The 25,460-nt window shown below is 62.0% G+C and carries 23 protein-coding genes and 1 pseudogene; 11 read left to right on the top strand and 13 right to left on the bottom strand.

Annotated features, from left to right (window positions below):
* Positions 1-187: 187 nt before the first annotated feature.
* Positions 188-1,135 carry a LysR family transcriptional regulator gene (locus IVB22_RS06325; protein WP_247516437.1) on the top strand — a complete coding sequence of 316 codons (948 nt, stop codon included), beginning with the start codon at positions 188-190 and terminating at the stop codon, positions 1,133-1,135.
* Between the two features lie 12 nt (positions 1,136-1,147).
* Here IVB22_RS06325 and IVB22_RS06320 read toward each other — a convergent pair whose 3' ends face one another.
* On the bottom strand, positions 1,148-2,038 hold the full coding sequence (locus IVB22_RS06320; RefSeq protein ID WP_247516436.1) for a LysR family transcriptional regulator: 891 nt from the start codon (positions 2,036-2,038) through the stop codon (positions 1,148-1,150).
* Between the two features lie 419 nt (positions 2,039-2,457).
* Here IVB22_RS06320 and IVB22_RS06315 point away from each other — a divergent pair, with 419 nt between their 5' ends.
* The 5 genes from IVB22_RS06315 to IVB22_RS06295 are packed head-to-tail and all read left to right on the top strand — an operon-like array spanning position 2,458 to position 8,151.
* Positions 2,458-3,120, top strand: coding sequence for a cytochrome c oxidase assembly protein (locus IVB22_RS06315; protein WP_249804959.1), 663 nt, complete (start codon positions 2,458-2,460; stop codon positions 3,118-3,120).
* Between the two features lies 1 nt (position 3,121).
* On the top strand, positions 3,122-4,252 hold the full coding sequence (locus tag IVB22_RS06310) for a c-type cytochrome (protein WP_247516435.1): 1,131 nt from the start codon (positions 3,122-3,124) through the stop codon (positions 4,250-4,252).
* Positions 4,249-5,262: a cytochrome c oxidase subunit II gene (coxB, locus tag IVB22_RS06305; protein WP_247516434.1), complete on the top strand. Its 1,014-nt coding sequence runs from the start codon at positions 4,249-4,251 to the stop codon at positions 5,260-5,262. Before IVB22_RS06310 ends, coxB begins: the two co-directional genes overlap by 4 nt.
* Positions 5,255-7,786, top strand: coding sequence for a cytochrome c oxidase subunit I (gene ctaD / locus IVB22_RS06300; protein WP_247516433.1), 2,532 nt, complete (start codon positions 5,255-5,257; stop codon positions 7,784-7,786). Before coxB ends, ctaD begins: the two co-directional genes overlap by 8 nt.
* A complete protein-coding gene (locus IVB22_RS06295; RefSeq protein ID WP_247516432.1) occupies positions 7,783-8,151 on the top strand; it encodes a hypothetical protein in 369 nt (122 codons plus the stop codon). The genes ctaD and IVB22_RS06295 overlap by 4 nt, the downstream gene beginning before the upstream one ends.
* A gap of 46 nt (positions 8,152-8,197) precedes the next feature.
* Here the strand turns inward: IVB22_RS06295 and IVB22_RS06290 are convergent, their stop codons facing one another.
* Together IVB22_RS06290 and IVB22_RS06285 are read right to left on the bottom strand one after the other, a co-directional pair.
* Positions 8,198-10,015: an adenylate/guanylate cyclase domain-containing protein gene (locus tag IVB22_RS06290; protein WP_308200357.1), complete on the bottom strand. Its 1,818-nt coding sequence runs from the start codon at positions 10,013-10,015 to the stop codon at positions 8,198-8,200.
* 52 nt (positions 10,016-10,067) lie between these two features.
* Positions 10,068-11,039, bottom strand: coding sequence for an ABC transporter substrate-binding protein (locus IVB22_RS06285; protein WP_247516954.1), 972 nt, complete (start codon positions 11,037-11,039; stop codon positions 10,068-10,070).
* 271 nt (positions 11,040-11,310) lie between these two features.
* On the opposite strand from IVB22_RS06285, the gene IVB22_RS06280 reads away from it, so the two are divergent.
* Positions 11,311-12,159 carry a metal-dependent phosphohydrolase gene (locus IVB22_RS06280; RefSeq protein WP_247516431.1) on the top strand — a complete coding sequence of 283 codons (849 nt, stop codon included), beginning with the start codon at positions 11,311-11,313 and terminating at the stop codon, positions 12,157-12,159.
* A 135-nt stretch (positions 12,160-12,294) separates the two neighbouring features.
* Here the strand turns inward: IVB22_RS06280 and IVB22_RS06275 are convergent, their stop codons facing one another.
* Together IVB22_RS06275 and IVB22_RS06270 are read right to left on the bottom strand one after the other, a co-directional pair.
* Positions 12,295-12,726: a DUF4440 domain-containing protein gene (locus tag IVB22_RS06275; protein WP_247516430.1), complete on the bottom strand. Its 432-nt coding sequence runs from the start codon at positions 12,724-12,726 to the stop codon at positions 12,295-12,297.
* A 147-nt stretch (positions 12,727-12,873) separates the two neighbouring features.
* Complete coding sequence (locus IVB22_RS06270; protein ID WP_247516429.1) at positions 12,874-14,568, bottom strand: winged helix-turn-helix domain-containing tetratricopeptide repeat protein; 1,695 nt, start codon at positions 14,566-14,568, stop codon at positions 12,874-12,876.
* Positions 14,569-14,764: 196 nt separating this feature from the next.
* On the opposite strand from IVB22_RS06270, the gene IVB22_RS06265 reads away from it, so the two are divergent.
* Complete coding sequence (locus tag IVB22_RS06265; protein ID WP_247516428.1) at positions 14,765-15,016, top strand: hypothetical protein; 252 nt, start codon at positions 14,765-14,767, stop codon at positions 15,014-15,016.
* A gap of 94 nt (positions 15,017-15,110) precedes the next feature.
* Here IVB22_RS06265 and IVB22_RS06260 read toward each other — a convergent pair.
* The 8 genes and pseudogenes from IVB22_RS06260 to IVB22_RS06225 form a co-directional block, all read right to left on the bottom strand.
* Positions 15,111-15,419 (bottom strand): annotated as a pseudogene (locus tag IVB22_RS06260) (serine/threonine protein kinase); the annotation flags it as partial.
* Positions 15,420-15,423: 4 nt separating this feature from the next.
* Entirely contained in the window at positions 15,424-16,164 is a 741-nt protein-coding gene (locus tag IVB22_RS06255) for a metallophosphoesterase (protein ID WP_247516427.1), read from the bottom strand.
* 135 nt (positions 16,165-16,299) lie between these two features.
* A complete protein-coding gene (locus tag IVB22_RS06250; RefSeq protein WP_247516426.1) occupies positions 16,300-17,499 on the bottom strand; it encodes a PHB depolymerase family esterase in 1,200 nt (399 codons plus the stop codon).
* Between the two features lie 5 nt (positions 17,500-17,504).
* Entirely contained in the window at positions 17,505-17,924 is a 420-nt protein-coding gene (locus tag IVB22_RS06245) for a CopG family transcriptional regulator (protein WP_247516425.1), read from the bottom strand.
* Positions 17,925-18,660: 736 nt separating this feature from the next.
* Positions 18,661-19,257 carry a TetR family transcriptional regulator gene (locus tag IVB22_RS06240; RefSeq protein WP_247516424.1) on the bottom strand — a complete coding sequence of 199 codons (597 nt, stop codon included), beginning with the start codon at positions 19,255-19,257 and terminating at the stop codon, positions 18,661-18,663.
* A 337-nt stretch (positions 19,258-19,594) separates the two neighbouring features.
* Complete coding sequence (locus IVB22_RS06235; RefSeq protein WP_247516423.1) at positions 19,595-20,203, bottom strand: hypothetical protein; 609 nt, start codon at positions 20,201-20,203, stop codon at positions 19,595-19,597.
* Positions 20,196-20,870: a hypothetical protein gene (locus IVB22_RS06230; RefSeq protein ID WP_247516422.1), complete on the bottom strand. Its 675-nt coding sequence runs from the start codon at positions 20,868-20,870 to the stop codon at positions 20,196-20,198. Before IVB22_RS06230 ends, IVB22_RS06235 begins: the two co-directional genes overlap by 8 nt.
* The gene (locus IVB22_RS06225; RefSeq protein WP_247516421.1) at positions 20,867-21,631 is read right to left on the bottom strand and encodes a MotA/TolQ/ExbB proton channel family protein; all 765 of its coding nucleotides are present in this window, start codon (positions 21,629-21,631) and stop codon (positions 20,867-20,869) included. Before IVB22_RS06225 ends, IVB22_RS06230 begins: the two co-directional genes overlap by 4 nt.
* A 214-nt stretch (positions 21,632-21,845) precedes the next feature.
* Between IVB22_RS06225 and IVB22_RS06220 the strand changes: the two genes are divergently transcribed.
* From IVB22_RS06220 to purB, 3 genes are all read left to right on the top strand, one after another.
* Positions 21,846-23,222 carry a sensor histidine kinase gene (locus IVB22_RS06220; protein WP_247516420.1) on the top strand — a complete coding sequence of 459 codons (1,377 nt, stop codon included), beginning with the start codon at positions 21,846-21,848 and terminating at the stop codon, positions 23,220-23,222.
* Complete coding sequence (locus tag IVB22_RS06215; RefSeq protein ID WP_247516419.1) at positions 23,222-23,875, top strand: response regulator transcription factor; 654 nt, start codon at positions 23,222-23,224, stop codon at positions 23,873-23,875. The genes IVB22_RS06220 and IVB22_RS06215 overlap by 1 nt, the downstream gene beginning before the upstream one ends.
* Positions 23,876-24,038: 163 nt before the next feature.
* On the top strand, positions 24,039-25,346 hold the full coding sequence (gene purB, locus IVB22_RS06210; protein WP_247516418.1) for an adenylosuccinate lyase: 1,308 nt from the start codon (positions 24,039-24,041) through the stop codon (positions 25,344-25,346).
* The last annotated feature ends 114 nt before the right edge of the window (positions 25,347-25,460 follow it).

Below are 25,460 nucleotides of genomic sequence, written 5' to 3'. Positions count from 1 at the left end.
CGCAAGCGACGGTTGAAACCGGCATGATCTCGTCTTATAGACCGGGCACTTCAGGGCAGCTCCCGAGGCCATCCCTGCCGTGCCGGATTTTCAATCTTGCCCATGCTGATGGGCGATCGCGCAAGCCAACCAGAGTTGGCCGGCAGGGGCAATTGCCAAATTCTCACCGGCAGCATAACATCAGGTTATGCCTGACCTCCGGCGGAAGCTGCCCTCCAGCCACGCGCTGTTCGTCTTTGACGCGGCGGCGCGCAATGGCAGCTTCACGGCGGCGGCTGCCGAACTAAACGTCACCCAGCCCGCGGTAAGCCGGATGCTCGGACAGTTCGAGGACTATCTCGGCGTTCGGCTGTTCGACCGGACCAATGGCCGCGCGGCCCTGACGGAAGATGGCGAGATCCTCTATCGCCATGTGTCGGATGGATTCCGCAGCATCGAAGGCGGCCTGATCGAGATCGACCGCCGTCGCAAGGGCACCGAGACGGTCACGCTCTCGGTCTCCTCGGCGTTCACCACCCATTGGCTGATGCCCCGCATCGACAAGCTGCAGCGCCAGTTTCCGACCGTCGATCTCCGCTTCCAGCTTATTTCCGGTCCGCTGCGCGGGCCGGTCGACAATGTCGATCTCGGCATGCGGTTTCGCGATCGATACGATCCAGCGCGCAACGGCGCGCTGGTCATGAAGGAAGTCATGCTGCCTATCTGCAGCCCGGCCTATCGCGACGCTGATAGCGCGGACGGGCCGATCGAGGCCAACACCATCATCCGCCTCGCCGATACGCCGGGCGATTGGGCGGCGGAATATCGGACCTTTCTCACCAAACGGTCGGGGCCTGCCAAGTCGCTGAGTTTTTCCGATTATGCGGTGGTGGTGCAGGCGGCGTTGCTCGGCCAGGGCATTGCGCTCGGCTGGCTCACGGTCGCAGCCCATTGGCTGCTGACCGGCGCTCTGGTTCCGGCCTCGGAAACGCTCAGCACGACACGGCGGCTTTGCGAACTGGTGCACCCGCATGACCGATCGATCCGACCGGTCGTCAGCGAGATCAGGGACTGGATCATCGAGCAGATGCACACCGACATGGCCGCCATCGACCGGCTCTACCCGCGCCTGCGGCTGATGCCCGCGAGCTATTAGATATACTGTGATCTACTCCAGCGTCGGCGCCACTTCGCGGGCGACCTGCACCAGCGCCGCGATCAGGGGCGTCATCGGATCGCGCTGCGGGATCACCAGCCCGACGCTGTAGTCGACGACGGGATCGACAATCGGAATGCTGCGGATGGTATCCGCCAGCCCCAGGGTCTCTGCGAGTTTTGCCGGCATCACGCTCGCCCAGCGCCCGGTCTTCACATGCGTATAGAGGACCACAAGCGAGTTCGAGGTCAGTGTCGGCGTGGCCTCGGCCCCGACCGATGCCAGCGCGCGATCGATGATGCGGCGGTTCTGCATGTCTGGCGTCAAGAGACACAGCGGCACCTGCCCCACTTCCTTCCACGTGACCTGCTTGCGATCGCCGAACATGGCATCGGGCGCCGTCAGCAGGCGATAGCTCTCGTTGTAGAGCGGAATGGTGCGCACCTTGCCGATCGGTTCGTTCTCGATGTAGGTCAGCCCGGCATCGACTTCGAGATTTTCCAGCAGGCCCAGCACGTCGGCCGACGTGCAGGACTGGATGCGAAAGCGCACGTCAGGGTACCGCGCGCGGAACGGTGTCGTCAGCGACGCCACCATGCCGAGCACGGTGGGGATCGCGGCGATCCGGATCTCGCCGGAGAGCTTGTCCTTGAGGCTGTTGATCTCCTGCCGCATCGCGCGGGTATCGCCGACGATGCGCCGCGCCCAGTCGAGGGTGCGTTCGCCCTCCGGCGTAAATCCCTGGAACCGCGACCCGCGCTGCACCAGCATCACGCCGAGGATTTCCTCGAGCTGCTTGAGGCTCGTCGACATGGTCGGCTGGGTGACGCCGCAGGCCTCCGCAGCCCGTCCGAAATGCCGCTCTTTTGCGAGCGCCAGCAGCAGTTCAAGCTTGTCGATCAAAAGAATAGCCTCAGGGGTGGTGACGGCAGTCGTCCGATGGCCAGAAATACCACGGTCCGGCGGGCATCAACACTTCAAAAGCGGCGGCCAGAGCGCTGGATTTTCCGGGGTGATTTGGTTCTCATATCGCCTCATTTTCCAACCTTATCAGCGTCGTCGCGCGAGCAAAGCCGACTTGCCCGCGGCCCGCTCGCTCCACTTGTCATTCCCCGGTGCGCAATTGCGCACCTGAGGATGCGCCTCTTGGCGCAGACCCGGAATCTATCTCTGCGGCTCGATGGATTCTCTGATGGGCAATTGCACATCAGACCTCGCGCAGGCGCTTTCAAATGGAACCCTTGCGCCGGGATGTCGTTGGTTTTGGGCGACCCGCCACGTATTCCTGAATTACCCTAGGCATCCAAGGAGCGAGCCGGCCTTTGAACATCCGGACGATCAAACCAGCCCTGGCAAGCGCTTCCGCCGTTCTCGTCGCCGGGGCGATTGTTCTTCCGGTGTACGACCTCGGGCATCTCTCGAGGCACATGATGCTTCATATCGCCTCCATGAATCTCGTGGCGCCGCTACTGGCAGCATGTGCAATCGCTTACCGGCCAAAGCGGGACATTCGGGTTTCCTGGCTGTGGACCGCGACTCTTATCCAGATCGTGCTGCTCTGGACGTGGCATTCTCCCGCCGTTCACACGATCATTGTTCAATCTCCGGCGATCGGCCTCGCACTTCACGGCGTTCTGTTGCTGGCTGCCGTGTTCTTCTGGTTCACCCTGCTGACGACCTCCGCCGCGCGCTGGCAGGCTATCCCGGCCCTGCTGCTCACCGGGAAACTGGCATGCCTGCTGGCAGCCTTGCTGATCTTTGCACCGCGAAGCCTTTACGAATCCGCCGGTCACCTCGTTCATGCCGCAGAGCATTTGCCGGCAATTCGCGCGCTTGACGACCAGCATATGGCCGGCCTTCTCATGATAACGGCCTGTCCGTTGAGCTACCTGGTCGCGGCCTTGATCATCACCCTGCAGTTGATCGGTCGCCCGCAGACCTCGGCAGCCGTTTTGCCGCGTCGCAGCCTTCTCGCTGACCGCTAGCGTGCGCACCATCCCACGATCTCGCTTGCTACTGTTCGTCCGCCTGATCGTGCTCGGCCTTACTTCAATCGTTTTGGGAGGATTTCTCCTGGCATGGTCCGGCCTCTACAACGTTGCCGCAAGTCGCGGCCACTGGGCCGTGATAGACGCGATTCTGACATTTGGGATGACGAATTCCGTCAAAACTCATGCGCTCGGCATCGAGGCCCGACCACTGGACAGCAAAGACCTGGTGACGCTTGGCGCCGCTCATTTCCAGAGCGGATGCGCCCTCTGTCATGGCGCACCCGGCGTACCGGTCAGCCCGATCGCGCAAAGCATGCTGCCCTCCCCGCCGGATCTCTCGAAATCAATGCGGGAGTGGCGCGATCGGGAGCTGTTCTGGATCGTCAAGAACGGCATCAAGTACACCGGCATGCCGGCTTGGGTAGCCCAGGAGCGGGACGACGAGGTCTGGGCAGTCGTTGCTTTTCTAAGACGCCTTCCCACGTTGGATGCAGCCGCCTATCGCGACATGGCGCTGGGTGGGCTGACCGTTCCCGCGCAAAGCGGACGCGAAATCGCGACGACGGAGGCAACGTCCGGCGCAGTAAGCGCGTGTGCGCGCTGCCATGGGGAGAAACAGCGCGGACCGAACAGTCGCCTCGTCCCGGTTCTGCACGGCCAACCCGTGGGCTTTCTAATGGCAGCGCTCGAGGACTACGCGAACGCGCGCCGTCCGAGCGGGATTATGCAGCCGCTAGCGAGCGATCTTTCCGCCGACGACCGCGAGCGGGTCGCGCGCTATTACGCCGGGCTGGCGCCGCCGGCCACACCGGAACCGCCATCGAGCGACGAAGCTGTCGAACGTGGCCGCATGCTTGCGACCCGCGGCGATCCCGGCGCGAGAATTCCTCCCTGCATGGACTGCCACAACACCTCATCGCTCGAAGTCTACCCGCGCCTTGCCGGACAGCATGCAGCCTATATGGCCAATCGCCTGCGTCTTTGGAAAAACGGACTTACCTCGCGCTCCAGCACCGACGCGATCATGGCGCCCATCGCGCGGTCTCTCAGCGAGCAGCAGATCGAAGACGTCTCGGTGTATTTCTCGTCGATGCATGCCCCGGCTCCAGGAAAGCAGAACCATTGAGGCACGCGCGATCATTCGCCACCATCGTCGCAAGCTCCGTCGTGCTTGGCGGCTGCGGCCGCGACGTGCAATCGATGTTGGCGCCGAAGGGAATTCAGGCCGAGCAGATCGCAGTCCTGGCATGGCTGCTGTTCGGGTTTGGGATCTTCGTACTGGCCATCGTCATCGCCGCGACATGGCTCGCCATAGGGGGATCGGCGCGGAGCCGCCGGATTCTTGCGCAGGAGAACACCGTCCTCACGCTCGGCATCGCGTTTCCTGTGGTGACGCTGACGTTGCTGCTGGGTTACGGCGTCTGGCTGACGCGAGCTCTTCTTGATACTGACCGCGACCAGAACGCCGTCGGCATCGAAGTGGTCGGCGAGCAATGGTGGTGGCGCGTCACGTACCTGGCCCCCGACGGCACGCCTGTCGCAAGCGCCAACGAAATTCGCATTCCTGTCGCCACGCCAATCGCGTTCAAGCTTAAAGCTTCCGATGTCATTCACAGCTTCTGGGTACCCAGCCTTGGGGGAAAGGTCGACATGATCCCTGGCCGCACCACGCATTTGCGGCTCACCGCCGAACGACCGGGAACCTATCGCGGGCAATGTGCCGAGTATTGCGGCGGCGCCCATGCGCTGATGGCGCTCGAGGTGATAGCGATGCCGGCATCCGAACATGCCGCTTGGCTGCGGCGGGCAGCCATGCCGGCAAGGGCTCCCCAATCCGACATCGAGCAACGAGGACAACATCTATTCCTCGGGGCGGGATGCGGTGCCTGCCACACGGTGCGCGGCACCGCCGCTGCCGGTAAGCTGGGTCCGGACCTGACGCAGATGGGCGCGCGGCGCTCGGTCGGCATCGATACCATGCCGCTCACCCACGACAATTTGGTGCGTTTCATAACCGATGGCCAGCACGTCAAGCCCGGCAATTTGATGCCAGAGTTTCGCTTCCTGCAGCCTCCAGAACTGGATGCGCTCGCCGCTTATCTTCTCAGCCTTAAAGCAATGGACGCCGATGGCTGACACCGCCACAATATCGAGTTATCCGAGCACGCTGCCCCGGCCACGCGACGAACAGGCCGCACTTGAAGCCGTCTGGGCGAGCCCCAGGTCCTGGCGTATCGTTACCGACGTCAACAATACGGTGATCGGCTACTTCTATGTCGGCACGGCAATGCTGTTCTTTCTGCTGGCCGGCACGCTCGCCCTGCTGATACGGCTCCAGCTCGCCGTGCCGAGCAATACGTTCCTCAGCCAGGAGACCTACAACCAGATATTCACCATGCACGGCACGGTGATGATGTTCCTGTTCGCCGTTCCTGTCGTCGAAGCCATGGGCATCCTCCTGCTTCCGCAGATGCTCGGTGCCCGCGACCAGCCGTTTCCGCGGCTGGGTGCGTTTGCGTTCTGGGCCTACTTTGTCGGAGGGCTGGTTTTCTTCAGCACCCTCTTCTTCGACCTCGCACCATCAGGCGGATGGTTCATGTATCCGCCGCTCACCAGTTCGCAGTTCTCACCCAATATAGGCGCGGACTTCTGGCTGCTCGGTATCGGCTTCATCGAAATTTCAGCAATCGCGGGCGCGATCGAGATCATCGTCGGCGTGTTGCGCACCCGCGCGCCGGGAATGACTCTCGACAGGATGCCGATGTTCGCCTGGACCATGCTGATCTTCGCCGGAATGATCGTGTTTGCGTTTCCAGCGGTCATCCTCGCCACGATTCTGCTTGAACTCGAGCGCGCTTTCGGCTGGCCGTTTTTCATCGCTGCCAAGGGCGGCGATGCGTTGCTCTGGCAACATCTGTTCTGGTTTTTCGGCCACCCCGAGGTCTACATCATTTTCCTGCCGGCTGCCGGCATGGTTTCGATGATCGTCCCGACCATGGCCGGAACGCCGCTCGTGGGATACCGGCTGGTGGTCGTGGCCCTCATCGCAACGGGATTCTTCAGCTTCGGCCTGTGGGTGCATCACATGTTCACAACAGGGATCCCTGCGCTGTCGCTCAGCTTCTTTTCTGCCGCCAGCATGGCGGTGTCATTGCCGAGCGGGATCCAGGTCTTTGCATGGATTGCAACGATTGCCTCGGGGCGCCTGCGCTGGACAACGCCGTCATTGTTCATCCTGGGCTTCCTTTTCATCTTCACCCTTGGCGGGCTTACAGGCGTGATGGTCGCGATGGTTCCGTTCGACTGGCAGGTGCACGACACCTACTTCGTCGTCGCCCATTTCCACTATGTGCTGGTCGGCGGCATGGTGTTTCCGCTGTTCGCAGCCTTCCATTACTGGGCCCCTGCCTTCAGCGGCCGAGCCTTATCGGAACGTCTCGGGAAATGGACGTTCTGGCTAATGTTTGGCGGTTTCAACATCGCGTTCTTTCCGATGCACCTCGCCGGCCTAATGGGCATGCCACGGCGCGTATATACTTATCCGGCCGTGATGGAATGGGGAGTATTGAACATGGTCTCCACCATGGGAGCCTTCCTGTTCGCCAGCGGCATAGCGCTGTTCCTGATAGATCTCGCCCGAAATCTGCGTCCCGGCGGCTCGGATACCGCAGGCAATATATGGAACGGCGGCACGCTGGAGTGGCTTCACAATCGTGAATATGGCCCACGCAGCATCCCGATCGTGACGAGTGCCGACCCGCTATGGGAACAGCCGCACCTCGCCAGGGACGTCGACGCTGGCCGGTATTACCTGCCCGGTTCGATCACCGGCCGGCGCGAAACCATCGTCACCTCGCCTATCGAGGCGACGCCGCAATATCTGCTTCGCCTGCCCGGCCCCGGTTGGACGCCGTTTCTAGCGGCAAACTTCACCGCGGCATTTTTCATGCTGCTCACGGTCAAGGCCGTCACCCTGGCGCTGATATCCGGCGTCCTCGCCGTAGCGATGCTCGTCGTCTGGATGTGGGACAGCGATCCAAAACCGCTCGAACCCGTCGATATCGGAGGAGGCATCAAGCTCACGACTTATGCATCCGGTTCGCTGTCGCATTCCTGGTGGGCAATGATCGTGCTGCTGCTGGTCGCAGGCTCGCTCTACCTCGCCTATGTATTCTCCTATCTTTATCTTTGGACGGTCTCACCGCAATTCTGGCCGAAACCGGAAGCGCTTGCGCCGGTCGCTTCGGCGGTCTTGTCGGCCTTTCTCCTTGTTTCCGGCAGCGCCATCCTCGTCGCGGCCGGACGCGTCCTGCCCCACCGGTCACGGAGCGGCCGCGCCTTCGAACTGTTGACAGGGCTTGCCGCCGCCATACTTCTCGCAGCGCTGATTGCCGAGGTGTCTGCACAGTCGCAGGCAGGCCAGCGGCCGGCAACCGACATTCATGGCGCCCTGGTGTTTACGGCGGCGTTCCTGCAAGGGCAAATAGCCTTGCCGATTCTGGTCATGGCGGGGTTCGTGATTGCACGGAGCCTCGGTGGCCGACTCGTTCTCGAACGGCGCGTGATCTTCGATAATTTCAGCCTGCTATATCACTACACGATCGGACAGAGCCTGCTCGGCTTGTTGCTCGTTCATGGGTTTCCGAGGCTTGCGGGATGAGCGCTGATTTCAAGGGAATCCGGCCGCTAGCCGATTTGTTGCGCCTGTTCATCGCCCCCGCGATCTGGCTTGCGCATCTCGGCGCCCTCTACGCCGCCGAAGCGCTGATATGCGCGGGGCCGCAGCGCGGCCATGACGACAAGATGAGCTGGATCGTTTTTCTCTTCACCGTAGCGGCCTTGATGTGCCTTATCATCCTTGCCGTCCGCACTTTCCGGCCCGGAGATGGTGTTCCGCGGTCGTCCGGTCAGACGAGCGCGTGGTTCCGGCGGATAACACTGCTGCTTGCAGTGCTTTCGGGTTCGGGGGTGATCTGGACCAGTCTGCCCACAGCATTCCTGCCTGTCTGCTCGTCAGCGCCATGACGTGTCAGGCACGAGTGTCCGCCCGCCAGCACAGGCGATATCGGATTCAGTCGGCATCCGTCAGAGAAGGCTCCGGCGCGATTCTGTCGAATTTCGCTCCCGCTGGTTGCACGTGAGCAGTCTGGAAACGATAATCGAAATGCCGTATCGGTGCGTACATGCAACCCACGGCGAAAACCTCCAAGGCACGATCGTAGCCCTTGATGGCCTGCTCTCCGATGGACGCAAGGGCAACGCTATCCTTGACATGCCCGGTGACAACCGGATCCACCAGTATCTGCGCGTCATCAGCCAAATCGCAAAGCCGCGATGCCAGATTAACGACGTTTCCGATGGCGGTGTAGTCGAGGCGTTCGTGCCAGCCGAGCGTTCCGACGGTCGCAGGTCCCATCGCGATACCCACGCCGAAACCAATGGCGCAGCCACGGGCGTTCCAGGCCCCGGTCAGGGATTGCACGGCAGCTTGCATGTCGATCGCAAGCCGAACGCCGCGATGCGCCGGATTCTCGCAAGCAACCGGCGCGTTGACGAGGACCATCACACCGTCACCGGCAAAGCGGATCAAGGTCGCCTCATGGCGGGCCGTGACGGCGCCGATGGCTTCATAGTACTGCCTCAGCACGGCCAGAATGGCATCGGGCTCGGCACGCGCGGTAAACGCGGTGAAGCCGCGTAGATCGCCGAAAATCGCGACTACCTCCCGCCGCTGTGCATCCAACAGCCGCTGATCGGAGTGCTCAACCAGTTCAGCCACCTGCGGCGCAAGGAATTGCTTCAGACGATTGATGCGCTCGGACTTGTGCTGCGAAGCGGCCAGCTCTTCCGCCATCTGGTTGAACCGGATTGCCAATTGCTCCAGTTCGTCATGGCTCTTGATCGTGATGCGATGGTCGAGTTGCCCCATTCCGATCCGTTCGACACCATCCTCGAGTTGCCTGATCGGCCCCCACAAGCGGCATGCTCGCCAATAAGCCAAGACAAGCGCGAAAACGATTCCGATGACGATGAGCACCAGAGAACGCCACAGCGCGGCGCGGATCGATTCGAACGCTTCCAGCACCGGCTGTTGGGCGATCACCGTCCAACCCACGTTGGGAGCACGCACCGAAACCGCAACGACGGGCTTGCCGTCCTCGCCGGTCGTGGTGACCGCCGATCCGTTCGCTGCGCTGACGACGGACTTGAGGCGATCGAACTCCCCTGCCCCGGCACCGCTGCGCAGCACAAGGCTGATGTCCGGGTGGGCAATCAGGCGCCCTGAATCGTCGACGACAAGGGCATGTCCGGTGTCGCCGATCTTGATCGCCGCGATGATATCCCAGATCAGTTTCAGGTTGATGTCGGCAACGACAACCCCGGCGGCGGCGCGGTTTCCCGCAACCGCGATCCGCATGTAAGGCTCGGAATCGCGCTGATAGTGCACCGGGCCATACCAGACCCGGTTCGCGCGCGCCCCCACAACCGCCGGATCCGCCGACATGTCCCCGCCGCGGCCGGTTCTGTTCATGCTCACGCGGGATACGAAGACACGTTCGGTGCCGGTCGGGTCGACCATCGAAAGCGAAACGATCGCCGGTACCTGCTGCAGTAAACGCAGCCCGTCGATCCTGCGCCGGTCGTCCTCGCCCTGGGTCCAGGGAAACTGTACGACCCAGCCAAGCTGATCGCGAATTCCATCGGTGAAAGCCTGTATCCGGTCGGCTGCGGAACGGGCCTCGACCTGAAGCAGTTCATTGAGATCGAAGCGATTGTCGCGAAACGCAAACCAGGCTTCGGTCGCGGAACCAAGCATCAGCGGCGTCACCACTGCGACAAACAGCGTGACGAAGTACTTCATGAACAGGGAGCGGCGCGGACGGGTCACCAAAGAAAAATCCGATAGAAAGAGTTTTGAACCAATAAGAGGTGCGCCGGGGTCATTCGATCACCCGATTGGCGCGGAAAAGAACTGAAGATTTGTCCAGGTCGATGCCGAGCCGTTCAGCCGTCCTGAGATTCACGACCAGTTCGAATTTGGTGGGCTGAAAAACCGGGAGATTGGCGGGCTTTTCGCCGCGCAAGATCCGGTCAGCATAAGTCGCCAGCCAGAAATAGGTCGCCCGCTGGTTGGCGCCGTAGCTCAGAAGTCCGCCAGCGTCGCAGTATTCGCTCCAGCCGAACATCGAGGGCAGCCGATGTGCGATGGCGAAGTCGGCAATTTTGGCTCGGTGCACCAGCGTGAGGACATCCGGGAAGACGAGCAACGCATCCGCACGCGCGTCTCCCACCGCTGCCAGTCCATTGTCCAGTTCGCTTTTGCCGGCAAAGGGAACGTAGACGGTCTCGATGCCCAGCGCCGTGGCGGCCTCCCTGGTCGCGCGCCACTCCGATTGTTCTCCCGGATGAAGACTGTTTGAAAACACCGCAAGCCTGCGCACAGTCGGCACGGCTTCCTTCAGCAGCTCAACCCGCTTCCCCGCCAGCTCAAGCGAAAGGAAGGTCGAACCCGTGAAATTGCCGCCCGGCTCGCCGAGGCTCTTGACCAGGTCCAACTCCACCGGATCGCCGCTCAACGCAAACAGGACCGGAACGTCCGTTACCGCCGTCATCGCGCGCGTCGCCGGGCCGCTCGACACGGCCAGGTCGATGTTCCCTCGCTTCAGTTCGGATACGACCTCGCGGAGTGCCTGCGGATTGCCGGGCGCATAGTGCAGCTCAAGGGCAACGTTCTTTCCCTCGACGTAGCCGCGCGCCCGCAATCCCTCCCGAAACCCGGCCAGGAAGGGGTCGGGCTGGGAATCGGTGGATACCCAAAAAATACGATAAACTCTTGTCGAATCCTGAGCGAGTGCGGCTGTCGGCCACGCCATCGCCGCTCCCAGAAATGCAATGAAATCTCGTCGGTCCATGCCGGCCAATATGGCTCGAACAGACTTGCCGCGCTTAGAGCCCGTATTCAGATAATCTGAAGATAATCTTGATTTTGGCTTCTTAGGCCGGGTGCGGCCGGCGCCGTTCTACCAGAATACGTCATGGCAGCTGACCCACCGTCAAATCTGCTTTGCGTGGTCTCTTTGGCGGTGCGATCCGGTCGATATCCGGCCTGCCCGCGCGCGGCGTGCTATCGTGCGGCGCCGATGCATCGATCGCCGCTGTCCCACAACTGAGTTGGGGGTTCTCATGATCACAATCCCGGAACTGGTCGCGCAAGCTTTGGGTTCGTTCCTGGCTTCAGATACCAGAAGCAGGTTTGGCTCCTCCCAAGCCCGGCTGGCTGAATATCTCCCCTATGCAGCCAGGCTCACATTGGAGTGCATCGGCAACAGCGACGCCCTGTATCACAACATCGAACACACCATGCTCGTGACACTCGCCGGGCACGATATCCTGATGGGTCGGGCGATGCTGCGACATACGACGGCAGACGACTACACCAATTTCATCCTGGCGTGCCTTAGCCACGACATCGGATACGTTCGCGGAATTGTCCAGGGAGATGACGGGGATTCCTATGTTGCGGATCTCAGCGGCCGAACCATTCGCCTGGCGCGAGGTTCATCCGATGCCGCGCTGGGCCCCTACCATGTGGACCGCTCGAAGCTGTTCGTCTTCGAGCGGCTCGACCCTACCGAAGAAGTCGATGCGAGCCGGATCGCCAAGGCAATCGAGTATACGCGATTTCCCTATGTTGCTTCATCGTCAAACGACGAACTGAACGAAGAAGAAGGCCTGCTGCTGCGCGCGGCCGACCTCATCGGGCAACTCGGCGACCCCAACTACCTGAAAAAAGCGAATGCCCTGTTCTACGAATTCGAAGAAGTCGGAATGAACAAAACGCTCGGCTACGAGACGCCGGCAGACGTTGTCTACAGATATCCGCAGTTCTACTGGAACAACGTCGCTCCGCAGATCCAGACGGCAATACGCTATCTCAATGTCACGTCAAGCGGACGGCAATGGATCGCAAACCTGCACAGCAATGTTTTCCGGGCGGAGCGTGAAATGAACCTGTCCGGTCCGCAGCCGTGATCGCGAAGGTGTCGCTGTCGTAGCCCTTGTCGCCAATCAATGTGTCGGCGTCCGGCAGGAGAGGAACTATCATAGCCGCCCTGCAAAGATGGAGTCTGGCCGAGGCAAACGGCTGATATGTGGACGAAGTTGCCGCTAGCCGATGCCATGCTTCTTAAGAAGCGCCTGCTCATCGCCTGATATCCAACCGAAAACTTTCGCCTCGCCGTCCAGCTTCTGCACGAGGTAGTGGACATCGAAATCTATAGCCGTGTCCGGTTGATCCTCGCGAGCATAGGTCGCCGTCCAGGCGACATGGGCCAAACAATGATGTTCATCTATCGGGGAGATGCGGACATCGCGTATCCGCATCTCCTTGGTCCCTATTGCCCGATAGCGGGCGTATCCTTGCTCCATGACCTGCTTGAGTTGATCGTCGTTTTTCCCGGTCATAACACCGGCCGGCGAGGCCGCGATGAAATCCGAGGCGTACAGCGATGCGACCTCATCCATATCCACGTCATCGCCGAGGGATCTGTTAAAAAAACTTTCGTATCGCTCGAATAGCTTCCTTACGGCAGCCTCCATCAGTCGCTCTCCCTGATTGCAATCTGGTGTCTCGGATCAGCATGCTGCAGCGGACGCAGCAGCCGGCTCTAACCGGTCACGTTACCCGAAATTTAATGGGTCCTGACCCTAGCGCCCCGTTCCGTGTCCATCGGAACGGAAAAGGCTCTAGGCGTTTGGAATACCGGCTACACGCAATCCCTCGACGAACCGATTGATGAAGCCCACATCATTGCAGAAGAAGAACTCCTGTCGCGCCGTTTCAATGTTGTAGTTTGGCTTGCGCTGCCGCAGTTCCGCGGCCACCGTTTCCGCCTGCGCCCGATCCCCGAGAAGTCCCAGCGACGCCGCAAGTGTCGCAAACGCCTGGTATGTGACATTGGGCTGCCGTGTCGCCCGCCTCGCGAATTCGACCGCGATGTCATACTCGCCCAGGGAAAAGTGCGCCCAGGAGCGGACATGGTGGAAAGCAGAAATATGACTGTCGCGCGGACTGAGCATGATCGCCCGATCGAGCAGCGTTTCTGCTTCAATCTCTCGCCCATACCAGAGTAAATTGAACCCTTGGGCGAAATAGGCCTGCGCAAAGCTCGGATTGAGCTCGAGTGATACGTCGAGCGCCGCCAGCGCCTCGTCGTTCTGATGGTTCAAGCACAGGGCTCGTCCGAGCGCGCAGTGGCAGAAACAATCGAGCTCGTCGAGCGCCACCGCATGGCGTCCCTGCCGCAACGCGGTTTCCAGCCGCGCCGCGCGATCTTTCGGTTCGTCAATGAACGCGCGTTGCAGATTGACGTAGCTGAGCGCGCCGTGGCCGCGCGCAAAATTCGGATCGGCCGCAATCGCCCGCTGAAAATAGGTTTCGGCCGAGTCGAATCCCGGCGTGGTGAAGCGCCAAAAATTCCATAGACCGCGTTGATAACAATCCCAGGCGTCCAGACTTTCCGGCGCCTTGCGGGCGGCGAGCTGCTGCTCGACCTTCGACAGCTCGGGCTCGATCGTTGCGGCGATCTGCCGTGCCATCTCCTCCTGGATATCGAAGATATACTCCAGCTGCAGGTCGTATTTATCGGCCCACAATTGCTTCCCATCCGCTGCGCGGACGAGTTCCGCCGTTATCCGCACAGCATCGCGGTTCTTGCGAACGCTGCCGACCATCACATACCTGACGCCCAGCAGCTCACCGATTTCGCGTGCATCCACCACGCGTCCCTGGAACGCAATAGTCGAGTGTCGCGAGATGACCGAAAGCCACCGGTTACGCGCGAGAAGCCGAATAATGTCTTCCGTCAACCCGTAGCTGAAGTAGTCGTTCTCGGGGTCATCAGACATGTTTCCAAACGGCATCACGGCGATGGACGATCGCGTGACTGCCTCTGCCTTTACGGATTCCGAAACGACATCGTCGAGGCGGGATACTTCGGCGGAAACCGAGACGCGGCCTGGAACGCTGCCCGGCGCGTCGGAAACAAGTCGAGCCGCCTCTGCATCCGTTTTCGGCGCGTCGATGGCTTGAACATCGCCGACGAAGCGGAAGCCACGCTTGTGCAACGTCCGAATGAGGGCCTGGTCGTTTCCGTTGTCGCCAAGCGCACGCCGGGCGCCATTGATGCGGCTGGAGAGCGCCGCTTCGGAGATGATCCGGCCGTTCCAGATCGTCTCGATAAGCTCATCCTTGCTGACAATCCGGTCGTGGTTACGCACCAGATGAACGATGAGATCGAATACCTGAGGCTCAATATGTACCGCTTCCCCAAGCCGGCGCAGCTCGTGCTGGCTGAGGTCGATCTCGAAATCGGCAAATCGGTATTTTGATACCACTTCTGTTAATCCGACACGAGGCTCCGCCCTTGTCAGGCGGTTCACGCTACAAACTAAGCAAAAACAGTCGCTTCCGGGGAAAAAACAAAGGTCTTCTCAGGAAGTTCGTCAAGCTGGAACAGGCAGCTCAATCTAAGGACGGGTCAATCACCGCTCAATCGGAGATGACCATGACGGGCTTGTTGCTCAATCCCACAAGGCAGAATTTTCACCAGAAGGCTTGTTGCCGCACGAGAGCGCCATGCAATCTCGCGCCCGGATCCACGCAGGCAGCGCCGCCAACCCTCTCGTCCTGCCCGCGCGCCTGAGGCGCCTTCTCGACGGCTGGATTGCCGCCGCCAGCGCCTACCGCGAACGGCAAGCCGCTTGGCTCGCGTTGCACCGAGCTGGCAATCGCGGCCTGCACAACAAGCGCATCTACCGCGGACCGATCGATGACGCCCTCGAAAGAGCCGCGCGGCTCCGCAAGCGGAGACGCCTCAAGCAGTCCTGAACGAGGCCATAGCCCCAAAACAATTTCCTCCTCGAAGAGCGCGATCTGGTGGCGATGTTCGGCCAAGAATACCGGCGCTATCGCGAAAAGGTGGCGATGGCCGAAATATGATGCTGCTCGGCTTGATGTCGTGATGAATGACGTTCTGCCGGTGCAGATCGGCCAGCGCCGTCGCGATCTGTCCCCCGGCCGGCCAGCCGCGGCAGGATCATCTGCTCCATCTCGAAACTGACGATGGCCGCCGGATCCTCGCCCTCGGCAACCCGCGGGATCTTCATCATCGGCGGCACGGTGATGCCGGGGTGGGTAACCGTCCACAGCGTCGCCATGCCGCCCTGGTGGACGCGCTCCCGATCGTGAAGCCGCCGAGTGCTGCGCCCGGCTCGATTGCAGGCTTCGCCATCCCCTCACCTCCCGATCAGCAGACGATCGGCCAGCCAATGCGGCAGGCCGTTGGTGCGGATGCGGTCAGCCGCCGCCTCTACATCGTAAGGCACGCGGCAATAGGTGATCTCGCGCGAGGTGGTATCGAGCATCGCGAACGAAGCCGCCGGGTCGCCATCGCGCGGCTGCCCGACCGACCCGAGCACGGCGAGCCAGCGCCGGCCGCCGAGCAATTGCACCGGCACGTCTGACGTCGGAACGAAGCTCGTCATCTTCGCCGCCGATGACATCGAATAGAGCGCCGGCCGATGAATGTGTCCGCAGAAGGTGACATGGGCATCGGTGGCCGCGATGCTGCGCGCGGCGTCCGGCGTGTCGCGCACATAGTGCCATCGCGCCGGATGAGAGGCTTCGGAATGCACGTAGAGGCGATCGTCTTCCTGCCGGGTCAGCGGCAACTGCGCGAGAAAGCGCCGCTGCGGCGCGCTGAGCCTGCCGCGCGTCCACTCGATCGCGGCTTGCGCCGCGGCATTCATGGTTTCGGACGGGGTGCTGATGGCGTGATCGTGGTTGCCGATCACGGCGATGGCGCCGTCATCGATCAGGCCCATCACGGTATCGACCGCCCATTCCGGATCGGCGCCGTAGCCCACGACATCGCCGAGGCAGACGATCCGCTCCGCACCGCGCGCGCGCGCGAAATCGAGGCACGCGCTGAACGCCTGCCGGTTGGCATGGATATCGGCGAAGATCGCAAGCCGCACGCTTTTCTCCCCATCCATCATCGCGCCCGTGCCTGCGCGTGTCTTGATGGATATCAAACAACAGACCGCTTGCGGCGTGCAATCGCGCCGGGTGCCCCTGCAGACCGTTAGACGATCAGATCAGATCGAGCGGCCCTACTCCTCTGGGAGCGAATGCTCGAGGAAAAAACGAAGCATTTCCCTTGTTGCGTCCGGTCCTCGCGGATCAGTGTAGGAGCCCGCAGGGCTGCCTCCGGACCATGCGTGTCCGGCTCCGTGGATATTCCAGTGCTCCAACATTCCGCGTCCACTCCCGTCGCTCAGGATCGTTCGGGTATAGGCATGCCCTCCGGGTACTTGCCCGCGATGCACCTTCTTTTGTGTACTGATCATTCTCACAGACTGCTCAAGAATTTGATCGCCGTTGTTTGGATGCACGGTAGTGTCGCGATCGCCGTGAAAAACAATGGTCGGAACCGGTGTCCGGTCACCTGAAATTACCTTGTGATCGGACCCGCCTTGTCTCATGGCGACAAGCGCAGAGGGAAGGTCCGTGGCAACCCCGCACGCGAGGCCAGAATGCATACCGATCGCCGCGTACAGGTCGTCGTATGTTGCTCCCATGATAGCCGCGGCGGCCGCTCCGGCCGACAGCCCACCAACATAGACGCGCTTTCGATCAACCAAATACTCATCCATGATTTGGCGAGTGATGCCCGCGATAAGCGAGGGTTCACCTCTGCCTCGCTGCTGGTCGGCTGTACGAAACCAGTTCCAGCATTTCGCCTGGTTGGCCTGTCTGGGCTGAGCAGGATAGACCACGAAGCAATTTTGTTCCTCAGCAACGAAGTTCATCCTCGTGCCGGCGGCGAAATCATCCGGCGACTGGGTACAGCCGTGAAGCATGACGACCAAAGGAAGCGGTCGCTCCTGATAGCGGCTCGGGATGAAAAGCCTGTAGGCACGGCTTCCCGCGGGACTGCTGTACGTGCTTTCGATGAACCGGGCGCCCTCCGGCACGATGTCCGGTGTGGACAGCGGTGCGCGCTTAATCACACCTCGCAGTCCGATCCCGGAGCGCCCCTTTTGGCTATCCAGTAACGCCCGGAACACGCGCGGTTGCGCGGAGTTTGCTTGCTTTGATTGAGGATGACTATCCGTCTCCTCAACAGGATTGGCCTTCGCGTCAATGATTAGCGGTTCGCGTCCTGTAAGGGCGATATGACTGCCGGTACGCGATGGTGCGTCTGCCGCACTCTCACCGCGAAGCATGCGTTGAAGGAGCGCGGTGGCCTGAACGAGTTGGCCCGCGCGCGTGAGGCGTGTTGCCTCCCGAATGATGTCCTGGTTCAGCATCGCCTTCACCGCGTCCTGTCGGCGAGGACGGCCTTGACTGCCGCACTGGCGTGCAATGCGCCCAGCACGGAGACTGAGGCAATGGTCGCGCGAGCGAGCTCGGGCGTGACATCTTGCGAGATGCTGGCAAGCCCCAGAACATTAATGTGCAGCATCTCGCCGGCTCGCTGCACCGCTTCGAGATCCTCGCGGCTGTAGTTTCGCAGCCCGAGGTCCAGACTTTTGCGGGCCGTTGACTGCTTCACGACGTCGGCGTGACGTTCGAGCTGGTTCCGGATCGCCGTCCGGATGAAATCGGTACGGTTCGAGTAGAACCCTTCCTGAACCATTAGATCGACGTGACCAAGGTCGACATAGCCAAGATTGATCGTGATTTTTTCCGTTTCAGGCGGCTTGGGCCGAAGTTCCCGTACATTGTCAGCCATAACTCTCTCCATCCATACACCATCTGATTGGATGGCATATGGATGCCGCAGGCTTCCTCGTCAAGGGCGCTCCCGCCGAAGGTCGGCAAAAGCGTGGTTAGGCTGCTGCCCAACCCCGCGGATGGGATCGGCGGCATCACCGCCACGCCGTATCCGCTTTGGGGTCATCATTTCCCGACTTGGAAGCGGCTCCCAAAGGAGGTCCGCTCTGCCCGACAAACCGACATCGGCTGCCGGTTTGCGCGTTTGTCTGAGATCAATTCGTCAATCTCAGCACCATTCCGCGGCACAATAGACAACGCCATCATGACATCGCCCAGGGCGACCTCGACAGGTTAGCGACACGACAACCCTGCCTCTATTTCGGTCCAAAAGCCGCAATGCGCCGGAGAGTTTGCATGCGCACCGTGGTGTGTCGCGTGGAGCAGCAGCACAATCGTGATCGCCACCAATGCAACAGAAGCCACAAAGATACGTAGCATGCGTAATTCCCGATAAGAGGTTTCGCCAAAGACGAGAAGCCCCCGGAGAGATCATCCCCGGGGGCTTCCTGGATCGTCGAGATCAGGTACATCCGCCAATCCAACGATGCCTGTCTCTTGCAATCTCGCCACCTGATCGTGTGCAGTATGTGGCCGCGGTGCGTCGCCAGCGTGATCTTATTCGGCCAGAAAGCTGCGGGCAGCCCGGCGCGGTTACGGAGAAGGGTCGCGCAAACGCGGTTTCAGAAAGATCGTCAGCGCTTGCGCGGCGCTTCCAAGCCCTTGAGCAGCAGTGCGAGCAAGGCTTCGATCCGCGCCGCAGCACCCGGCTCGTTCCATTCCTCGGCATGGGCAGGATGGTGGAAACGGCTGGTGGCGTCGAAAATGGCGCGGGCCGAAACGTTGACGTCGGCGACCTCGAACGCGCCCTGCTTCACGCCGTCGGACAGGATCAGGGCGATCTGATCGACCAGGCAGTCCTTGTGGCAGTTCACGGCCTTGCAGGCCTCGCGGGCCAGCGTCAGGTAGGTCGCAAACATTTCGGGATCATCGCCAAGCCGCTTGTGCTTGATCGAGAACATCGTGCGCAGCCACTTATCCAGCCGCGCCGGCGCCGGGCCGGAAGCTTCCGCGATCTTCAAAAGGGGCGCACTCAAACGGTCGAGCCAGCGCTTGGCCACCGCCTCGCGCAGCGAGGCCTTGCTGGGGAAATGGCGATAGACGCTGCCGTGGCTGACATCGAGGGCGCGAGCGACATCCACCACGGTTGCCTTGGCGAGCCCGTAACGGCGCAAAACGTCCTCGGTCACCTCCAGAATCCGTTCGGGGGTCAGAACCACGACTTCGTTCATGCGCGCACCTGCGAAACGATGGGACGAGTGGTCATCCTAATCCCCTTGTAATCCCCTTGGCGGGTTAATGTTTCGTGGCCGGTTCCAGCCGCTCGGCCTGGGCGGCCAGATGACGAGCGACGCTCTGGTTGAGCCAGTGCTGGATTTGGGCGGTCAGATGAATGAGATGGGTCGTCATAGCGTAGTCCTTTGCAAGTACCGGGCTCAAACCTTAAGAGCCGGGCGACGCCCGAGTACCGGCGTCGGCAATGGATATAGCATGTCTCGCTGACAGATTTCAATATCTGTCAGTCAATAATCCGTGATTGCCGGGCCGGCCGGCCCCCTCGCCGGAAGCCTATTGCTCGTCCTTCGGCGGCATCCGCGGCGGCAGCAGCGGGGTAAACGAGACCTCGTCGCCATCGCGGGGCGCGACAAGCAATCCCCCGCCCGTCGAGGGATCGCCGCCCGAAGTGTTCAGGATCATGCTGGGTGTGATGTACTCCCGGGCGGCCTGGAGCAGGCTGCCGCCGCCATCGCCAAAATCGGCGGCACGACCGCCCTGCGGGCGGCCGGCGGCGATCTCGCCCGCCGCCTTGTCGGTCTTTTCCGCAAGCCTGTCGCTGTAGGGAATGCGAAACGCCCGCGGGACGCCGCTCGGCCGATTGCCCTCGTCGAGGGTCTCGACCCACAGATAGATCGAGCCCGGATCGCCCTCCAGCGAGTGCGGCTCCACGATACGGGCCTGCAATAGCTTGAAACTTGCGGGCAGCCTGTCGATGGTGGCCCAGCCCAGCAGTCCGCGCACCCCGACAAAGCTTGCGATGTAGAACGCACTCGTCACCACCACGGCGACGGCCTTGGCCGACCACGGCAGGCGCGCATAGACCAGTACAATCAGCAGCAGCGCGCCGATCAGCGCGTAACTGAGGGAGAGCGTGAGGACGACGGATTGAAGGCTATTCACGGCGCGGCATCCTCACGCCGGTTTTCGGATCGAGGTCCGCGCCGTTGGAGCGAACGTTACGGAACGTCTCCATCAGCGACTTCGGCCGCTGCTGGACGTCGATCACCTTGCCTGCGGAGTCAAGCCAGAAGCGCACCGCCGTCTTCTCATGACCAGAGTGATCGAGCGTCAGCTTGTTGTCGAAGATCACCTGTGCGGTCGGATTGAGCTTCTGCACCTTCACGCTCACCGGGACCGGCTGTCCGGTCGTGGCCTGAAAGTGCGAGACGTTGACGGTGTATTCGCCGGGGACGACGCCCCGCACCGTGACGATTTCCTCTCGGACCGGCGACAGGATCTTCTTGCCGTTGACGATGATGAAATCGTTCGCGCCGCCGCGATCGTCGCGGTCGAGGGTGAGGAAACCGGCCTCGCGCCGGCGGTACCAGGCAATGTTGCCGACAGGGTCCTGCACGAACAGATCGAAGTCATCAGGATGACTGTCCGGCCAGTCCATCGTGATGAGGAATTCGGCCTTGGAATCGATCTTGCCTTCCTTTGCATCGGGCGAGACCGCGAGCAGCGCAAGGAAGAACAGGAAAGCGATCACCTGCAGCGCCTTGAACAGCATCACGCCGAGCGGGTCGAACGGCTCCTCGCGCGGATAGAGACCGAAGTCATCCATCATGGTGGCGTTCCAGGACGGCTTTCCAATACCGGGGTGACGTGCGTCTCGGTCAGCATGACGGCATCGGAAAATACCCGCTGGGTAGCGGCATCGAGCATGTAATATTGAATTCGGACGAGGATGGAGCCGATCAGGCCCGCCAGCGTCGTGTACATGGCCACCGCCATGCCGTCGCTCATCAGGCCCATCGATGTTTTCATCGCGGCCTTGTCGGCCGCATCGAGGGTGGCGATCGGCGCCAGCATGATGATGAAACCGATGATCGTGCCGAGCAGCCCGAGCTTCATCAGCGTGTCGGAAACGAATGCGCCAAATCCGTTGGAACCGCGCAAGCGATCGGCCAGCGTCCGCAGCAGCAGCGTCTGGTCGATGCGGCCGGCGGCTTGCGCCTCCGCCTTTTTCACGAGATTGCGGATGTGATCCGGCACCAGCCCGCCCGGCAGGGCGCGCGCGTGATCAAGTCCCCTCGTCCCGCCGGGCGCCGACAGGATGGCGCGGCAGCGCCGCGTGATCTCGCCCTCACGCGCGATCGCGCGCGTCCGCCAGAAGCAATGGAAGCAGGTGACGAAATAGAAGACGGCAATGACGCTCGAAATGTAGGTGCGGTCGGAACTGACCATCAGATGGAGCAGTCCGTACCGCCACAACAGCACGACGGCGAAGACCGACAGCCCGGTGAATATCATCCACAACAGGAGGACGCTGCGTTCGGACGTGTCTGCGCCGGAGGGCGCGGTCTCGGCGCTGGCCGTGGCACTCATGCTGCGTCAGCTCCCTGGCTGGGAAGTGCGGTTCCGCCCAAGGCCGGCCGCGACGAAAATCCGTGAGTTTGGTTAGATCAGCGGCCCACGGCCGCGTCCAAAGACATATGCCCAGGGTTGGCTGGGAAAATTTCCCGAGCTGCGCCTCGCCGGCTTGCATTTGGCGCGAATTAGCGGTGCTGTTGCACGCATCCGCACGTTGGGGAGTGATCGAATGCGCCTCGTCCTTCAGCTTGTCGGCCGCCTGTTCGTCGTCGTCATCCTGTGTCTGGGAGCGGCGACCGTCTGGGCGACGATCGATGCCCATCGCAGCGTCGATCGCGCCACGGCCGCTTCCGCCGAACGCGTCTCGGTCGCGCTGGAAGCGCTCTACTGGCGCGAATTGCTGTTGCGCGGCAACAGGATGCGCGAGCAACTATTGCCGGCGCCGCAATGGCGCACCATTGAAACGATGGGGCTGATCTCGCCGGGCATCTGCGTCCAGATCGAGCCCGCCGGCGCGTTCGAAAATCCGCTTTGCGGCCAGAGCAAGGGGATCGGCCAAGTTCCGCCACACTGGTTCGCCGCCACCGTACAGACGCTGCTTGGGGATCACGCCGCGGTCGTCCGGCCGATCAGCGCGCGCGCCGCCAACGCAGGCAATGTCTCGGCCGTCCCCGATCCAAATGCCGCCATCGCGCTGGCCTGGCAGCACATCCTCGACAACATCCACCTCGCCTTGCTGATGGCGGTGGCGATCGCGCTGCTCGCATCGCTGGCGATTGCGCATACGCTGGCGCCCGCGCAGCAGATCGTTGCCGCCCTGCAACGCATGGCGCGCGGCCAATACCGAACCTCGCTGCCGCGCTTCCGCTCGATGGACCTTGCCATGATCGGGCAGGCCGTCGGCGAACTCGGCGACCGCCTCGCGCAGGCCACGGAAGAACGTGCCGCGCTGACCCGGCGTCTATTGGAAATCCGCAGCGACGAGCGGCGCGTGCTTGCCCGCGAATTGCACGACGAGTTCGGACAGAACCTGGCCGCGATCCTTGCCTTTGCCAACACGATCGAGGTCGCCAGCGCGCAGGCGCAGGACCAGAGCAGATGCGAGGTCGCGCAGGACGCGCGGATGATCTCGCAGGCCACCCATCGCATCATGGCCTGCCTCAGGGATACCCTGAAGCGCTTGCGCCATCCGCCCGCCGAGGAACTCGGGCTGGAGGCCTGCCTTGTCGATCTCGTCGACAACTGGCGGTCGGGGAATGCAACGCAGCCGATGATCCAGCTCGATCTCAAGGGCGATCTCGCCGACGTCCGCGGCGCCGTCGCCGCGACCGCCTACCGGATGGTTCAGGAATGCCTGACCAACTCGCTGCGGCACAGCTCAGCGCGCGGGATCGTGCTGAGGATCGAGCGGCGTACGGGAGCGGAAAACGCGCTGCTGGTCCATGTCGAGGACGACGGCGGCGGCGATGCGGCCAAGGTCGCAGCGTCCACCGGCTTCGGGTTGACAGGCATTCGCGAGAGGGTCACCGCCCTTGGCGGCTCGCTGTCGATCGCGGATGCCAATCGCGGGGTGAGCGTGGCTGCCACGATCCCGCTGGCGGCTTGATGACCACGCCGCAGACCCCAGGCATTTCGATCCTGCTCGTCGACGACCATCCTGTTGTCCGGCAAGGCTACCGGCGCGTCCTCGAACATCAGGACGATTTCCAGGTGGTGGCCGAGGCCGACAACGCGGTTGACGCCTACCGCGCATTCAAGGCGCACGCCCCCGACGTCGTGGTGATGGACATCTTGATGCCGGGTGCCAGCGGCCTGGAGGCCGTCAGGAACATCCGCTCGCGCAGCTCCGGCGCGCGCATTCTGGTCTTCAGCATGCACTGCGAGGCGGCGCAGGTGAAGGCGGCCTTCAATGCCGGGGCGAACGGCTATGTGACAAAAGGCTCCGCCCCTTCCGAGCTGATCCGGGCGATCCGTTCGCTGGTCCGCGGCGAGCCGGCGATCAGCGACGACATCGCCCACGTTCTGGCGATGGAAAGCCTCTCCCCTTCGGGATCGGTGCTCGATCAGCTCGGCGAGCGGGAAATCGAGATCCTCAGGCAACTGGCCGCTGGCGCGACCACGGAGCAGATCGCCTCAAACCTCAATCTCAGCATCAAGACCGTGCAAAACTACCATTATCTGATCAAGACCAAGACCGGCATGCGTACGGACGCGCAGCTTGTCCGCCTGGCCGTGGAGTGCGGGCTGGCCAGTCTTTAGGGGCCGTCCCGAGCGGGTTTCTGCCCTGCCAGAGCTTCCGGTTTTCCCGTCTCTGCGCCCCCGTATGGGTGGCCTCCCCTGACACGATTTGCTAAAGCGCAGCGTAAAAACAAATCGGCCGGGATCGCCTCGCGATCCCGCCCTACGCTGCCCGGAGTTGTCGATGATCCCCCGTTATACCCGCCCGGAAATGGCATCCATCTGGGAGCCGCAGACCCGCTTCAAGATCTGGTTCGAGATCGAGGCGCATGCGGCTGATGCGCTGGCGGAAATCGGCACAATCCCCAAGGAAGCCGCGAAGACGATCTGGGCCAAGGCCAGGGATGCCACCTTCGACGTCGCCCGGATCGACGAGATCGAGCGCGAGACCAAGCATGACGTCATCGCCTTCCTGACCCATCTGGCCGAAATCGTCGGCCCCGAGGCGCGCTTCGTCCACCAGGGCATGACCTCCTCCGACGTGCTCGACACCTGCCTCAACGTGCAGCTCACCCGCGCCGCCGACCTTTTGATATCCGATATCGACAAGGTGCTGGCAGCGCTGAAGAAGCGCGCCTTCGAGCACAAGATGACGCCGACCATCGGACGCTCCCACGGCATCCACGCCGAGCCGGTGACGTTCGGGCTCAAGCTCGCCTATGCCTACGCGGAATTTTCCCGCGCCCGCGAGCGCCTGGTCGCCGCCCGCAAGGAAGTCGCGACCTGCGCGATTTCGGGCGCCGTCGGCACCTTCGCGCAGATCGACCCGCGCGTCGAAGAACATGTTGCCAAGGCGATGGGGCTTCAGCCGGAGCCGATCTCGACCCAGGTGATTCCGCGCGACCGTCACGCGATGTATTTTGCAACGCTTGGCGTGATCGCCTCTTCCGTCGAGCGGTTGTCGATCGAAATCCGTCACCTGCAGCGCACCGAGGTGCTGGAAGCGGAAGAATTCTTCTCCGAGGGCCAGAAGGGCTCGTCGGCGATGCCGCACAAGCGCAACCCGGTGCTGTCGGAAAACCTCACCGGGCTCTCCCGCATGGTGCGCGCCTATGCGATGCCGGCGATGGAAAACGTCGCCCTCTGGCACGAGCGCGACATCTCGCACTCTTCGGCCGAACGCATGATCGGACCGGACGCCACCGTCACGCTCGATTTTGCGCTGATGCGCCTCGCCGGGCTGATCGAGAAGCTTTTGATCTATCCCGCCAACATGCAGAAGAACCTCGACCGCCTCGGGGGCCTCGTGCATTCGCAGCGGCTGCTGATCGCGCTGACGCAAAAGGGCGCCAGCCGCGAGGACGCCTACAAATACGTCCAGCGCAACGCCATGCCGGTCTGGCGCGGCGAAGGCGACTTCCAGACGCTGCTCAAGAAAGATCCTGACGTGAAGAAGCATCTGACCGATGCCGACATCGAGGAGCAGTTCGACCTCGGCTATCACTTCAAGCACGTCGATACGATCTTCAAGCGCGTGTTCGGCGAGAGTTGATCGTTCCGCCGGCGCAAAGGGTCAAAACGCTGCAAGTTGGAGAATTTCCAACCGGCGCAACGGTTTGGCGGGACTTCCCTCACCCATCGGTCGAACCTCTCTGCGGGTGCCTTG

The sequence above is a fragment of the Bradyrhizobium sp. 190 genome (assembly GCF_023073415.1).
Lineage (GTDB): Bacteria > Pseudomonadota > Alphaproteobacteria > Rhizobiales > Xanthobacteraceae > Bradyrhizobium.
Note: the sequence above shows the minus strand (reverse complement) of the source record. Positions and strands in the feature narration are given on the sequence as shown.

Excerpts from the sequence above, each read along its gene's own strand:
- IVB22_RS06325 (WP_247516437.1), top strand. The coding sequence starts at position 188 with ATGCCTGACCTCCGGCGGAAGCTGCCCTCCAGCCACGCGCTGTTCGTC.
- IVB22_RS06230 (WP_247516422.1), bottom strand. The coding sequence starts at position 20,870 with ATGATGGATGACTTCGGTCTCTATCCGCGCGAGGAGCCGTTCGACCCG.
- purB (WP_247516418.1), top strand. The coding sequence starts at position 24,039 with ATGATCCCCCGTTATACCCGCCCGGAAATGGCATCCATCTGGGAGCCG.
- IVB22_RS06220 (WP_247516420.1), top strand. The coding sequence starts at position 21,846 with ATGCGCCTCGTCCTTCAGCTTGTCGGCCGCCTGTTCGTCGTCGTCATC.
- IVB22_RS06225 (WP_247516421.1), bottom strand. The coding sequence starts at position 21,631 with ATGAGTGCCACGGCCAGCGCCGAGACCGCGCCCTCCGGCGCAGACACG.
- IVB22_RS06280 (WP_247516431.1), top strand. The coding sequence starts at position 11,311 with ATGATCACAATCCCGGAACTGGTCGCGCAAGCTTTGGGTTCGTTCCTG.
- IVB22_RS06215 (WP_247516419.1), top strand. The coding sequence starts at position 23,222 with ATGACCACGCCGCAGACCCCAGGCATTTCGATCCTGCTCGTCGACGAC.
- ctaD (WP_247516433.1), top strand. The coding sequence starts at position 5,255 with ATGGCTGACACCGCCACAATATCGAGTTATCCGAGCACGCTGCCCCGG.
- IVB22_RS06285 (WP_247516954.1), bottom strand. The coding sequence starts at position 11,039 with ATGGACCGACGAGATTTCATTGCATTTCTGGGAGCGGCGATGGCGTGG.
- IVB22_RS06240 (WP_247516424.1), bottom strand. The coding sequence starts at position 19,257 with ATGAACGAAGTCGTGGTTCTGACCCCCGAACGGATTCTGGAGGTGACC.
- IVB22_RS06250 (WP_247516426.1), bottom strand. The coding sequence starts at position 17,499 with ATGCTGAACCAGGACATCATTCGGGAGGCAACACGCCTCACGCGCGCG.
- IVB22_RS06245 (WP_247516425.1), bottom strand. The coding sequence starts at position 17,924 with ATGGCTGACAATGTACGGGAACTTCGGCCCAAGCCGCCTGAAACGGAA.
- IVB22_RS06265 (WP_247516428.1), top strand. The coding sequence starts at position 14,765 with ATGCAATCTCGCGCCCGGATCCACGCAGGCAGCGCCGCCAACCCTCTC.
- IVB22_RS06275 (WP_247516430.1), bottom strand. The coding sequence starts at position 12,726 with ATGGAGGCTGCCGTAAGGAAGCTATTCGAGCGATACGAAAGTTTTTTT.
- IVB22_RS06295 (WP_247516432.1), top strand. The coding sequence starts at position 7,783 with ATGAGCGCTGATTTCAAGGGAATCCGGCCGCTAGCCGATTTGTTGCGC.